This is a genomic window from Tenacibaculum litopenaei, assembly GCF_964514025.1.
Lineage (GTDB): Bacteria > Bacteroidota > Bacteroidia > Flavobacteriales > Flavobacteriaceae > Polaribacter > Polaribacter litopenaei.
The window spans coordinates 111,597-125,574 of sequence record NZ_CAZEQT010000009.1 but is presented as its reverse complement, the minus strand read 5'-3'; the positions used below and the strand labels follow the sequence as shown (position 1 = coordinate 125,574).

At 39.8% G+C, this 13,978-nt stretch carries 11 protein-coding genes; 5 read left to right on the top strand and 6 right to left on the bottom strand.

From position 1 onward, the window contains the following. Positions 1 to 63: 63 nt before the first annotated feature. Genes ACKTS5_RS18785 through metG form a run of 3 tightly spaced genes read right to left on the bottom strand, consistent with a single transcriptional unit; the run spans position 64 to position 4,585 of the window. Positions 64 to 1,512, bottom strand: coding sequence for a hypothetical protein (locus tag ACKTS5_RS18785; RefSeq protein ID WP_408045429.1), 1,449 nt, complete (start codon positions 1,510 to 1,512; stop codon positions 64 to 66). 56 nt (positions 1,513 to 1,568) lie between these two features. Continuing rightward, the gene (locus ACKTS5_RS18780) at positions 1,569 to 2,471 is read right to left on the bottom strand and encodes a histone deacetylase family protein (protein ID WP_408045695.1); all 903 of its coding nucleotides are present in this window, start codon (positions 2,469 to 2,471) and stop codon (positions 1,569 to 1,571) included. 59 nt (positions 2,472 to 2,530) lie between these two features. Then, positions 2,531 to 4,585, bottom strand: a complete 2,055-nt coding sequence (gene metG, locus ACKTS5_RS18775; protein WP_408045428.1) for a methionine--tRNA ligase — start codon at positions 4,583 to 4,585, stop codon at positions 2,531 to 2,533. A gap of 176 nt (positions 4,586 to 4,761) precedes the next feature. Between metG and ACKTS5_RS18770 the strand changes: the two genes are divergently transcribed. Beyond that, positions 4,762 to 5,850 (top strand): S66 peptidase family protein, encoded by a 1,089-nt coding sequence (locus ACKTS5_RS18770; RefSeq protein WP_408045427.1) that lies wholly within the window; start codon positions 4,762 to 4,764, stop codon positions 5,848 to 5,850. 3 nt (positions 5,851 to 5,853) lie between these two features. Then, positions 5,854 to 6,216 (top strand): YraN family protein, encoded by a 363-nt coding sequence (locus ACKTS5_RS18765; protein WP_408045426.1) that lies wholly within the window; start codon positions 5,854 to 5,856, stop codon positions 6,214 to 6,216. Between the two features lie 44 nt (positions 6,217 to 6,260). On the opposite strand, the gene ACKTS5_RS18760 is transcribed toward ACKTS5_RS18765, so the two are convergent. Both ACKTS5_RS18760 and ACKTS5_RS18755 read right to left on the bottom strand, forming a co-directional pair. Further along, positions 6,261 to 7,649 (bottom strand): TlpA family protein disulfide reductase, encoded by a 1,389-nt coding sequence (locus tag ACKTS5_RS18760; protein WP_408045425.1) that lies wholly within the window; start codon positions 7,647 to 7,649, stop codon positions 6,261 to 6,263. Between the two features lie 196 nt (positions 7,650 to 7,845). After that, on the bottom strand, positions 7,846 to 8,205 hold the full coding sequence (locus ACKTS5_RS18755; protein ID WP_408045424.1) for a hypothetical protein: 360 nt from the start codon (positions 8,203 to 8,205) through the stop codon (positions 7,846 to 7,848). A gap of 81 nt (positions 8,206 to 8,286) precedes the next feature. Here ACKTS5_RS18755 and ACKTS5_RS18750 point away from each other — a divergent pair, with 81 nt between their 5' ends. Then, positions 8,287 to 8,805 carry a CvpA family protein gene (locus tag ACKTS5_RS18750; protein WP_408045423.1) on the top strand — a complete coding sequence of 173 codons (519 nt, stop codon included), beginning with the start codon at positions 8,287 to 8,289 and terminating at the stop codon, positions 8,803 to 8,805. 27 nt (positions 8,806 to 8,832) lie between these two features. Here ACKTS5_RS18750 and ACKTS5_RS18745 read toward each other — a convergent pair whose 3' ends face one another. Beyond that, positions 8,833 to 9,198, bottom strand: coding sequence for an SPOR domain-containing protein (locus ACKTS5_RS18745; RefSeq protein ID WP_408045422.1), 366 nt, complete (start codon positions 9,196 to 9,198; stop codon positions 8,833 to 8,835). Positions 9,199 to 9,413: 215 nt separating this feature from the next. Here ACKTS5_RS18745 and ACKTS5_RS18740 point away from each other — a divergent pair, with 215 nt between their 5' ends. After that, a complete protein-coding gene (locus ACKTS5_RS18740; protein WP_408045421.1) occupies positions 9,414 to 10,709 on the top strand; it encodes a c-type cytochrome in 1,296 nt (431 codons plus the stop codon). Between the two features lie 31 nt (positions 10,710 to 10,740). Further along, positions 10,741 to 13,959 (top strand): TAT-variant-translocated molybdopterin oxidoreductase, encoded by a 3,219-nt coding sequence (locus ACKTS5_RS18735; RefSeq protein WP_408045420.1) that lies wholly within the window; start codon positions 10,741 to 10,743, stop codon positions 13,957 to 13,959. Positions 13,960 to 13,978: the final 19 nt, after the last annotated feature.

Here is a 13,978-nt window from a genome sequence, read left to right as displayed (position 1 = left end):
GGTATTTAGCCAAAAAAACTCACCTGATAGGAGGTGAGTTTGCTAAGATACTAAAACCGAAGTTTAGTAAGTGAACTTTTTAAGCATGTAGGTTTTTCGAGAGCTACGGTAGTCGCCTTTGATATAAAAATCTTGATATTTGAATATTGTTTTGGCTTTACTCGTGTACGTTGGCTGTTTTTTGATTTTTTCAAAAACGTTTTCCATGGGCTTGTCTTGGGCCAAATGCTCAAAGTTTTGATCAAATACACATTCTATACGTGTTGATTTAGTTTGTGTATAACGGTGGTAGGCCATAATGGTTGGGTTAAAGATAACCGTAGTAGCTCCGAATTGTCCTATCGGCATTCCAAAACCTGCCATCGGTACCCCAAAACCGCCACCTCTTTGTATCTTTTGAGCGCCTCCGATAGTAAACTGATAATTTCCTCTGATTTTAATTATGGAAACACCGATTTTTTCAGCCGTAATTTTACGCAAAAACTTTTTAGTTTTCTCAAACTCACGGTGACTGGCATAGGTTCCTCCTTTCTGGATAATTGGGCCATTTTTGAAAGGGATCTTATCTTTTTTAGTAAAGGAGTAGGTTTTGATGATGTCTTTTGTTTTTACATCTCTCAATTGCAACGTGAAAACTTCTTTATCAGCAGCTATCTGAGCGAGTAGATTGTCGTATAAAAACGAGTTGGTTTTTTTACGATTGGTTTTTATATTTTGGAGTGGAAGGTCAAAGCTCGTTTTACTCAGTTTCTTTGTAAGTAGGTCGAGTGTTATCATTTGTGTCTCCTTTTTATAGGTGTCAAAAGTGATGATGAGCTTGTCTCCTTGTACATACATTTTTACGGGTTCTGAGGCTGTTTCTATAGCATTCGGGGTATCCTTTTCAAATTTCGAAATAAATATGGACCCTTTATGTGAAATTGTATACAGTGTTTTAGCGATAGAAGTGGGTCTGCCCTTGTAGTTTAAAATGGACGTTCCTTGAAGGTTAATTTCTTTTTTTGATGGAATTCCTTGGTTGTTGAACTCCGTTAAATAGAGTGCTCCAGTAGTTTTATTTCCAGTTAAGAAATAGAGCTTTTCGTTGTGGTTAAACGTTTGGAACAAGAGCTCTTTTTTAGCGAGCTCAAATTCATTCGCACTCGTTTTTTGGGTGTCGAAAGAGAACAAGATACTGCTAAATTCATCTCGATCCTTGTTGGATAAAAATATACGGTAATTATTGCCTTCGATTTGCGAGCCAATAAGCACCTTATACTTTCGTTGCTTGGTATTCGATTTTAATTGATCGATGCATTTAAAATTTTTGTCTAGCTTGTAGGCATAGGCATTTTTTGCATCCGCAATGATCATTCCTAGTGCACCGGTTTTTTTGTGGACAATAGGCATGACGTCTTTGATGTTTGTACCGTTGGTTTTTAAAGAGTTTTTGAATTCTGCTAAGGTTGCTTGAGCAAAAAGTTGTGAGCAGCACAATAAGCCCAGTAGGCTGAGGAAAATAGTTTTTTTCATATTCAATTATTAATGTTTTTCTTTTTGTAATTACGAAAATACAATTTTTTTAACCGTTAGAAAAATAGCTCTTGGGCTACACGGTAGGTGTTGGCATGTGCATTGACGATGGTGTTGATGTTTTCTGAATACCCACCCCCCATGCTACACACCACGGGAATTTGGTGTTGTCGGCACAGTTCCAGTACAAAGTGATCTCGCTCTTTACATCCTTCTATGCTGAGGTTGAGCTTTCCAAGTTTGTCACTAGCGAGTACATCTACTCCTGACTGGTAGAAGATGAAATCGGGTTGCTGCTCTTGGAGTAAGCGGGGCAGTGTATTTTTTAAGGTAGTGAGATAGCTGTGGTCTTCCGTACCCGTAGCTAAGGCAATATCTAAATCCGATTGTTCTTTATGGAAGGGATAGTTGCTTTTGCCGTGCATGGAAAAGGTGAAGACACTGGGATCGTCTTGAAAAATTTCAGCAGTTCCATTACCTTGATGGACGTCTAAATCCACGATGAGTATCTTTTTTGCTTGGCCTTGAGCTTGTAAATAACGAGCTCCTATGGCTTGGTCGTTGAGCATGCAAAAGCCTTCTCCGCGATCGCTAAAGGCATGATGAGTTCCGCCTGCGATGTTCATGGCAATTCCGTATTCCAGGGCGTATTGCGTGGCTTTCATGGTACCATCTGCAATGACCATTTCACGCGCTACCAATTGTTCCGTCAAAGGAAAACCAATTTTGCGTTCTTCTTTTTTAGAGAGGGTAATGTTTAGTAGGTCATAAAAATATTCCGGTGTATGTACACTAAAAAAGTGTTTGGTATTCGGTATTTCGGGAACAAAGAAATTATCAGGGGCACAGGTACCTTCAAAAAGCAATTGCTGTGGCAGCAAATCGTACTTGTCCATCGGAAATCGATGTTTGGGAGGTAAGGGGTGTTTGTAAATTTCGTGATAGGCTATTTTTAACATGTGCTCGGTAGGGATAAAATTAAAAAAAGCCTCCATAATAGAGGCTTTTGCTAATGTGTTTAGGATACGATAGATCCGTTAATGACTTTGCCTTTTGGCTCCATAAAGGCGAGTTTTCCTTCAGGAGTATCCGTCATTAAAATCATACCCTGGCTTTCTACGCCTCGTAATTTTCTCGGCGCCAAGTTGCACAATACTGTTACTTGTTGGCCAATAATGTCTTCGGGTTTAAAGCTTTCGGCAATTCCCGAAACTATGGTGCGGGTGTCTATGCCAACATCTACTGTTAATTTGAGTAGTTTTTTTGTCTTTGCTACTTTTTCGGCTTCAATAATGGTTCCAACACGGAGGTCCATTTTGGTGAAGTCGTCAAACTCAATAGTATCCTTTTGGGGTTCTACTTGTTTGTTTGCCGCCTCATTGGCCTTTTTAGTGGCTTCTAGCTTATCTAACTGTGCTTGAATAGCGTTGTCTTCTATTTTTGAGAAAAGCAATTCTGATTTGTTAATTTGATGACCAGCAGCCAATAGTACTGATTTGTCAGCAACGTCGTTCCACGTCAAGCTCGGATCAAGAGCCAACATGTTTTTGAGCTTCGTTGAAGTAAATGGTAAAAACGGTTCTGATAACACAGCAAGTCCAGCTGCGATCTGCGAGGCTACATACATAATGGTTTGTACGCGTGCTTCATCAGTTTTAATGACCTTCCACGGCTCTTCGTCTGCAAGGTATTTGTTACCCAAACGGGCTAAGTTCATCATTTCTTGCGAAGCTTCTCTGAAGCGATAGCGCTGAATAGATTTAGCGATGCTGTGTGGGAATTCTTTGAGTTGTGCTAATACGTCTTCGTCCAATTCAGTGAATTCATTCGGTGTCGGAATTACCCCTTTGTAGTATTTGTTTGACAATACCACGATGCGGTTGATAAAGTTACCGAAAACAGCTACTAGCTCATTGTTGTTCTTCGCTTGGAAATCTTTCCAAGTAAAATCGTTGTCCTTGCTTTCTGGTGCATTTGCCGTTAAGGTATAACGCAAAACATCTTGTTGATTCGGGAAGTCTTGTAGGTATTCGTGTAACCATACAGCCCAATTTTTAGAAGTTGAAAGCTTGTTTCCTTCGAGGTTTAAAAACTCATTGGCAGGAACGTTTTCTGGTAATATATATTCTCCATGAGCTTTGAGCATGGCAGGGAAAATGATACAGTGGAATACGATATTGTCTTTACCGATAAAGTGTACCAGCTGGGTATCTTCACTTTTCCAGTAATCTTCCCAGTTTTTACCTTCACGTGCTGCCCATTCTTTGGTTGCAGAAATATAGCCGATAGGAGCGTCAAACCATACGTATAATACTTTTCCGTCAGCACCCTCAACAGGCACAGGAATTCCCCAGTCCAAATCACGAGTTACGGCGCGCGGGCGCAATCCGTCATCTATCCATGATTTTACCTGACCGAGTACATTGGGTTTCCAGTCATTTTTATGACCTTCTAAAATCCACTCCTTTAAAAAAGCTTCGTGCTTGTCTAAGGGTAAGAACCAGTGTTTGGTTTCTTTGAGTGTTGGTACGTTGCCGGTAATTGCAGATTTTGGATTAATCAAATCAGTGGCATTGTGGCTCGTTCCACATTTCTCACACTGATCACCGTAACTTTCTTCGTTCCCACATTTAGGACAGGTACCGATAACAAAACGATCTGCCAAATATTGATTGGCTTCTTCGTCGTATAATTGTGCTGTTACCTCTTCGATAAATTCACCGTCCTCGTAAAGTTTTTTAAAGAAATCAGAGGCAGTATCATGGTGAATTGGTGCAGAAGTTCTAGAATAATTGTCAAATGAAATTCCGAAGTCTTGAAAAGAATCTTTGATAATAGCGTGGTATTTATCAATGATGTCCTGCGGACTTACACCTTCTTTTTTAGCGCGCATGGGAATAGCAACTCCGTGCTCGTCAGAGCCACAAATATAAGCTACGTCATTTCCAGTGGCTCTTAAAAAACGAGCATAGATGTCACCAGGAACGTAAACTCCGGCTAAATGACCAATATGTATAGGACCGTTGGTGTACGGTAAAGCTGCTGTTATTGTATATCTTTTAGGTGTGTTCATGTATTTTACGCTAAAAATTAAAGCGCAAAAGTACGAAAAACCAATTTTTTATACTCAGAGTTTTTAGATACATTTACTTTGGTGCACTGAACACCTTTCGAGACGTGTAGTCGAAAAGGGGAGCTGTTCGTATATTTGGTGTACAAACCCGTTATTAACATAATTTGAAGACTCCCATGAAATACTTGTTGTTTTTTTCACTTTTAGGATTTATTTTTTCTGCCCCCAATCAACAAAAACAAGTGGAGTTTGAAGCCGATCAACTGTCCGCGAGCAGTGGGACTTCAATGGAGACGCTCGTAATGACGAAACACAAAAAACAAAAAATGGGAATATTGACAGATACTACTGCGGTTATACCACCGTATTTAAAACAAGGAGATACCATAGCTTTAGTAGCACCTGCTGGAATTTTGAAAAATAGGAAAGCTGTCATTGACAAAGCTGTAAAGCTCGCGAATTCATGGGGCTTGGAAGTGCAGTTGGGAAAACACCTATTTGATCAAGGAAATCATTTTGCGGGGACCGACGAGGCGAGAGCTCAGGATTTCCAAGCCGCTTTAGACAATCCGAATATCAAAGCCATATGGTGTGCAAGAGGAGGGTATGGTTCCGTGCGAATTTTGGACCTACTCGATTATTCGACCTTTAAAAAACATCCGAAATGGATTATTGGATATTCCGACATTACAGCGTTCCACAATCATATTCACAACATGGATATTGCTAGTTTACACGCAATGATGGGAACCAGTTTGCAGGATGCTCCAGAAACTATTCAAGAAACCATTCAAAGTTGTAAAGACGCCCTGTTCGGAAACTCGATATCGTATCAAATTCCATCGTCTCCCTATAACAGAACAGGAACCGCCCAAGGAGTACTCGTGGGGGGAAACATCGCTATTTTAGCTTCGATGCTCGGTTCGTCAAGTCAACTTGATACAGAGGGCAAAATTCTCTTTATAGAAGAGATTGGCGAGTACAAGTACGCCATAGATCGCATGTTGCAAAGTTTAAAACGAGCTGGATATTTTAAAGGATTGAAAGCAGTTGTCGTAGGAGGAATGACGAAAATCAAGAAGAATTCTACACCCTGGGGGAGCCGTATTGAACGGTTGATTTTGGAGGTAGTTCCTGCTGATGTTCCAGTACTCTTCGATTTTCCAGCAGGTCATGATAAGGATAACCGAGCTTTGTATTTTGGAAAGCGCATGTCACTAACGGTAGCAGCATCAGGGGAATTATCAACACTTAAATTTGAGTAAGGGATGTATACTGCAAATATTCTAGGTAAAGAAGGAGAAGATTTTGCCTTGCAGTATTTGCTAGCTAAAGGATTTACACTACGCGTAAAAAATTATCGATTTCGAAAAGCAGAAGTTGACTTATTGATGATGGACGGAGAGGAACTGGTGGCTGTTGAAGTGAAAACGAGGTCGTCTGAACTTTTTGGGGCTCCACAAAATTTTTTATCCGCACAGCAGCAACGACGAATTGGACAAGCAGTGAATGCTTATATCGAGGAGCACGACTTGTGCTATGAGGTGCGTTTCGATATCGTAGCACTGTGTAAAGAAGCTACGGACTGGACCGTTGAACACATTAGGAATGCCTTTTACTATATAGACTAAAAGAAAAAAAGCCGGTACTGATGTACCGGCTTTTTAGTGAGTTATTATTTTTCCTCTTCTTTACCGAGGTTTTCAATAAACTTTTTCAAGTCTTCGATTTTGTTTGGAACACCGATGATTTTTTTGTCTTTATCTAAAACGAAATAAGTTGGTGTCGCATCGATTTTGTAGGTTTTGATTACCGGGTGCTCTAAGGGACCATCTGCGTGAGTTCCCATAATATTGTGCCATCCGTCTAATCGCTTTGCAAAGGCAGGGAAGTTTTTATCGTTTTCTTCCATGGCAAAAGAGATTACCGATAGTTTGTCAATTCCTTTAGAGAAGCTGTGTACTTCTGGAACTTCCTTAACACAGTGAGGACAGGTAGTACTCCAAAAGATCATTAAATAGTAGTCACCGTCATTTAATCCGGACAAGCTGTATTCTTGGTCTCCTTCCTTCCAATTGAAATCAGGAGCAACACGCCCAACTGAAACCAATAACTCGTCTAATTTCTTCTTCTTGAATTCAGCATCAGCATTTGACAAATCATCGTAGTACTCGCTAAACAACCAATCGACGATTTCAGAATTTCTCTTATCGGTAAATGTGATGATTAAAAATTCTAGAATTTCCTTTTTAACTTTTTTATTAGAAATAACATCCATCACTTTGTCAATTGACTTCTTGTGCAATCCTTGTTGTGTTACTTGGTCATCTGAAAAGTTCAAATAGAATACAAAGTCATTAACGCGATCTACTAGAAAAGAAGAATTGTACAATACCTCGTCGTCAAAATCTACGTATTTGAAGAAATTGTCAACAGTTGCTTCTAGGTATTCTGGCATTTCGTCAATTACTCCTGAAGAGTTGTAGCGCTGCGAGGCCTTGATGAAATTGTAGGCCAACATTCCTTCCGACTTATTTTCGTACGATTCTTGTAGGTCTTCTTGTTGACTTACTAATTTCTTGTACGCTTTTTTAACGTCTTTCGAAGGGTTCTTCAAATATTCCAATTGTTGAGCGTCGATCTGCTTTTGCAAATTTTCATAGGCTTCGTTGTATTCGTTAAAAACCTTGTTTTCGCGCGAGCTGGTATAAACGATAGATTCTTCTGGATATTTTGGATTGAAGATAAACTCGATGTTTTCCTTATTGAAAATAAAATCTACAAATCCAGCTCCTTTATTTCTGTAGGTAACTCTGTAGGCTCCTGGCTCTGCATTGTTCGGCAATTCAAAAGAGAATTTACCTAATATCTGTTTGTCAGCACCAACGCTGATTGTATCGAATTTAATAGTTGTGTTTGTGATGTACTTTGGTTTTACACCTTGTAACTTGTGAAGCATTACCCAATCACTCTTCTCAGGAGGAGTCATGGTTCCTTTAATCGAATACTGTGCTTGTACCACTGAAGTAGCAAGAACGAGTAAGCATACTAATTTTTTCATCATAATGTGTTGATAAAGTTAATTTTAAGGGTTTTGTTTTGCTGTTTTGTTTACCTACTTTCAAGAAGTGTACCAAAATTATAATTTCTTTATTTTCTGCTAATTCAAACAACAAAAAATCACTCAGTAAATATATAACAGTTTGTTAGAATAACAAGGGTATTTGCTTTATAATTGCAACAATGCCCTCGAGAGATTTTTAATTTTCGAAGAATCCTAACTCCGTAAAATAATGTACGATAGCTTCTTTCATAAGCACCGTTTGTTCACCAGGTTTTAAATTGGGAAGTTCGTTTAAAGTTTTGTAATGCGGCCATCCGTCGGGGTCAAAATAGTCAAATTCGTAGTAACCATAAGGTTCTAGTAACTTGCATATGGCGATGTGCATCAGGTTTATTTTTTCGTCTTTTTTGAATTTTTGAGCGCCTTTTCCCAGCTCCTGAACGCCTACTAGGTAGATAACGCTATCGATATCGAGGGTGTCACCGTCTGCAAATTGTTCCGAAAGTTTGTGAACGACGGTTTCCCACTTTTGTTTTATGTCTGTTTTTTGATCCATGTCTGTGTAAAATGGCAAAGATACAAATGAGTTAACTATATTTGTCCTTATCGGTCAAAGTAACCGTTTAATTCAAAAATTATGCACACATTTGATATTATTATTGCGGCATTGCTCTTGTTTGGCTTTGTCAGAGGTTTGATGAAGGGGCTCTTTGTGGAAGTGGCCTCGTTGGTGGCATTGATCGCAGGAGTATACGGGGCCATTCACTTCTCGTATTTTATGGGCGATTGGCTAAAGACAAGTGTGAGCTGGGATGAGAAATACATTTCGCTAGCGGCTTTTGCCGGAACTTTTATCATCATCATCATCGCGGTGGCTCTGCTGGGTAAACTGCTGACAAAAATTGCCGATTGGAGTGCCTTAGGCCTGCTCAATAAAATTTTAGGAGGTGTTTTTGGCCTGCTGAAAATTGGCCTGATTTTGAGTGTACTCTTTATCTTTTTTAGTAAGATGAACAATACGATTCCCTTTGTGACGAAGGAGCACTTGGAAGAGTCAATTTTATACGGCCCGGTAAAAGAGATAGCGCCGACTATTTTTCCGTCGATCATCAAAGGAGATCGAATAGAACTGCCAGATACCGATCTTACAGAATAAAAAAAAGAAGTGCCTAGCACTTCTTTTTTATTGTAAGGGAACTACGATAGCTCCGTCAAATTTTTCGCGTATCTCATTGAGTGCTCTGTCGGCGTCCAAGCGCGTTTTGTAATGACCGACTTGAATTTTCCACTCTGGAGCATCGTATGCTAAATAGGTTGCCGTTCCCGGAAATTCAACTTGAAAACGGTAACGCGTGCTCTTGGCACGTTTTTCCAATCCATTGTATAATTGGATGCGGAATCCCTCTTTATGGGTTTTGTTATAGCTGCGTTTTTTCTCGATGAGTTTCGCTATTGCTTGCGTGTTTTTATAGCTTGCCTGACTTTGGGCAAAGAGCGCACTCGTACCCAAGAAAACGAGTAAAAATACGAGGTAATGCTTTAATTTCATGGTTTCTTAAACTTTTTACAAAAGTAACGACTTACACAGGAATAGATTGTTGGTGACAGTTATTTAGAATTAGTATAAATTACCAATTAGGAAAGTCTTAACATTTCACAATTTAGAGAGAAGTAGTACTTTTGTGCAACTTTCTGTAGCCTGTTTTTTTGGCTGGTTTGCAGAAGGAATTGTACCAAAATAGATACAAATTTATATTTTAAAGTATGAAAAGTGTGAAACATCACAGTAAATTAACTCGAACACTCTTACAGAGTTTAGCTTTCTTTTTAGTCTTTTTAGTGAGTTCTTCTGTCTATTCACAAGATGTGGATATGGCACGTCAAAAGGAAGGAAAAAAATTATTTAAATCGCTTTGTTCTTCTTGTCACAAGCTCAATAAGAGGGTAGTAGGACCTGCTTTGGGAGGTGTAGAAGAGAGAAGAGACAACGACTGGTTAAAAGCATGGATTAGAGATAACAATGCGTTAAGAGCTAGTGGAGATAAAGATGCGATTGCCATCTACGAGGAGTACAAACAGTCAAACATGACGGCGTTTCCTACGTTGACGGACAAGAATATCGATGATATTTTATACTATACCACCGTAGGTGAGATTAAACCTAAGGGTGAAAAATCTAATGGTGGTGTTTCAGTAGCTCCTGTGAAGGATGCTGCTCCTAAGTGGTTGATTTACATTTTGGCAGCGGCAATTGTTGTAGCGTTCTTGATTATTGGTAGTTTGTTAAAGACCATCAGTGAGTTGAAAGGTGCGCCAAAAACGCCAGGCTTGTTAGGGCAAGCAGCAGAGTTGTGGAAAGGGATTAAGCAAAATACGTTTTTACACGTGTTGTTCGCTATTTTCGGTGCTTTGGTAGCGGCGTATTTCTTATTCGGAACCTTGTTTAAGGTTGGTGTAGATGAGGGGTATCAGCCAATTCAGCCAATAGCATTCTCACATAAAATTCACGCTGGAGATAACAAGATTGACTGTCAGTACTGTCACTCTGCAGCGAAGCACAGCAAGCACTCAGGAATTCCTTCTGCGAATGTTTGTATGAACTGTCACAAAAATATTTCTGAAGTAGCAGATGATACCCGTGTTGTCATGGAAGATCGCGTGCTAGGGAAGAAAGAATTAGATAAGGAAATCGCTAAGATTTACGAAGCAGTAGGATGGGATGCAGATAACCTGGAGTATACAGGAAAAACCAAGCCTATCAAATGGGTTAGAGTTCACAATTTACCAGATTTCGCATACTTTAACCACTCTCAGCACGTAACTGTAGCAGGAGTTAAATGTCAAAAGTGTCACGGTCCAGTAGAAACTATGGAAGAAGTATACCAGTTCTCTCCATTGACTATGGGATGGTGTATTGACTGTCACAAGGAAACTAAAGTTGACTTGAAAGGAAATGAGTACTACGCTAAAATTCACAAAGAATTGGCTGCTAAGTACGGGGTAGAGCAAGTAACAATTGCGCAGTTAGGAGGAAAAGAGTGTGGTAAGTGCCACTATTAATCAATTAGAAAGTAGAAAAACACGTATATAAATGGCTTCAAACAAAAAATACTGGCAAAGTGTTGAGGAACTAAAAGGTAGTTCTATTGTTGAAACGCTACGTAACAATGAGTTTGTACAGGATATCCCTACAGACGAGTTTTTAGGTGATAAAGAGACTTTAGAAACATCGTCAACTTCACGTAGAGATTTCTTAAAATATGTTGGATTTACCACGGCAGCAGCTTCGTTGGCAGCTTGTGAAGGTCCCGTAAGAAAGTCAATCCCTTATGTAGTACAACCTAATGATATCGTTGTAGGAGTTGCAGATTGGTATGCTACTACAATGGCAGATGGGTTTGATTTCGCAAACGTATTAGTAAAAACAAGAGAAGGGCGTCCTATTTTAGTGATGCCAAACAAAGAGGCAGGAGCAGATATCAACGCGAGAACGGTGGCATCTATTTTGTCTTTATACGATGAGAAATTACGCTTAAAAGAGCCTGTAAAAGCTGGTGAGAACACCACTTGGGAGGCTGCTGATAAGGCGATCATTGCTCAATTAGAGTCTTTTAAAGAGACGAACCAACCTGTGGTTTTATTAACAGGTACCTTGGCGAGTCCTTCTACTGAGAAGGTAATCGCTGATTTTATCGCAAAATATCCAAATGTAAAGCACGTAACTTATGACGCTGTTTCTGAGAATGCAACGTTAGAAGCGTTTGAAGCAATGTACGGAAAGCGCGCTTTGCCAAATTACGATTTTAGCGATGCAAAAGTAATTGCTTCGGTAGGAGCAGACTTCTTAGGAGATTGGCAAGGTGGTTTTGAAAAGAGCTACTTAGACGGAAGAAAAGTGAAGTCTGGTAAAATGTCTTACCACGTGCAGTTAGAGGCTAACATGTCGTTAACAGGTGCAAATGCTGACAGACGTATCGTTTTAAAGCCTTCACACCAAGTGTACGCTTTAATTACCTTATACAACGAGATTACAGGAGCTAACTTAGCAACCAAAGCAACGAAAGCTGATAAGCAAATCAAAGCGTTGGCTGTTGAGTTAAAGAAAGCTGGATCAAAAGGAGTAGTAGTTACCGGATTGAATGACAAAAACGCACAGTTACTTGCTTTTGCAATTAACAAGGCGTTACAAAGTGATATCATCGACGTAAATACGCCGTTGTACACGCGTCAAGGTAACGATACAGAGGTAGCGCAGTTAGTAGCTGATATGAATGCTGGAAAAGTTGCTGGTTTAATCACTTATAACGTGAATCCAGTATACACGCTACCAAATGCAACTGAGTTTGTTGCAGGACTTAAGAAATTAAAATTGTCAGTTGCTTTAGCAACACAAAACGACGATACGGCAGTTGCCATGAACTATAGCTTACCAACACCTCACTATTTAGAATCTTGGGGAGATGTAATGGTAGAAGAAGGTTCATACGGTTTAATGCAGCCAACAATCCAACCTATTTTCAATACGCGTCAACTTCAGGATATCTTATTAAAGTGGTCAGGTAGTACTGTTAACTACTACGATACTTTAAAAGAATTCTGGGCAACCAATGTTTTAGGAGGTAAATCTTGGAACCAAGCCTTGCACGACGGAGTATTCAAAGTAGCATTACCAGAAGTAGAAGCACCGGCAGAATTACCTGTTGTTGATATCGCACAAGTGGCATCAGCATTATTAGCTGCAAATAAGGAGTCTGACTTCGAATTGAACTTATTTACGTCAGTAGCTTTAGGAGATGGTAAACAAGCGAACAACCCATGGTTGCAAGAATTACCAGATCCGTTAACAAGAGCTTCTTGGGATAACTACCTAACCATGTCGATGACAGATGCGAAGAAGTTAGATTTTGATAATCCAGTAAAAGATAACGGAGCCATTGACGGAAACTACGCGGAGCTTACGGTAAACGGTGTTACTGTTACGGTACCGGTAATCGTTCAACCAGGTCAGGCGCCAGGATCATTCGGAATGGCACTTGGATACGGTAGAACACACGGATTAAAGAAAGAAATGCAGGTAGGTGTTAATGCATACCCGCTTTATAAAGATGGTAAGAACGTTCAATACAACGTTAGTATCAAAAAGGTTTCAGGATGGCATAAGTTTGCTTGTATTCAGGTACAAAGTACTCTAGCAGGTCGTCACGATATCTTGAGAGAAGCATCGTTAAAAGATGTAAACAATACTTCATTAGATCCTAAGCACACTTGGAACAAGCCGTTCATGGTGTCTTATGACCACAAAGAAGTTGAAGGAAGTACGATTGACTTATGGGACGAGCACGATCGTTCTATCGGACACCACTTCAAATTATCGATTGATTTAACTTCATGTACTGGTTGTGGTGCCTGTGTAGTAGCGTGTCACGCTGAAAACAACGTACCAGTTGTAGGTAAAGATGAAGTTCGTGTAGGTAGAGATATGCACTGGTTGCGTATCGATCGTTACTACTCATCAACAGTACAGAACGATATGACGCTTGACGAGTTTAAAGCGGCTTACAAGGAAAAATTAAGAGAGAAATACGCAACCTTAGCTACTGCTGAAAAGTACAAAGATTTAGATATCGAAGCTAAAGTTGAAAAGGAAATGTCTAGCATTGCTGATCAGGAGCTTGAAAGAAAGTATACTGAAGACGTGTTAGGATTGAGTAAAGGTGATTTATTTGATGCCTTGGAAAACCCAGCTGAGAATCCTCAGGTAGCTTTCCAACCAATGATGTGTCAGCACTGTAACCACGCTCCATGTGAGACGGTATGTCCAGTAGCAGCTACATCACACGGTCGTCAAGGGCAAAACCAAATGGCATACAACCGTTGTGTAGGAACGCGTTACTGTGCGAACAACTGTCCGTATAGAGTTCGTCGTTTCAACTGGTTTAACTATGCTAATAACGATGAGTTTGATTTCAACATGAACAACGAATACGGTAAAATGGTATTGAACCCAGACGTTGTTGTTCGTTCTCGTGGAGTTATGGAAAAATGTTCTTTCTGTATCCAGTCAACTCAAGAAGTAATCTTAAGAGCTAAGAGAGAAAATAGAGCCGTAAGAAAAGACGAGTTTAACGATGCTTGTGCTTGTTCTGCAGCTTGTTCTTCAGGAGCTATGGTATTTGGAGATGTTAACAATCCGGAAGATCCAGTAACTCCATTAGTAGAGGATAAGAGAGCTTTCCACGTGTTAGACTACATCGGTGCGCAACCAAACGTAGTGTATCAAGTGAAAGTAAGAAATACAAACGAAGCTTAATAATAAAATAAACAAGTAT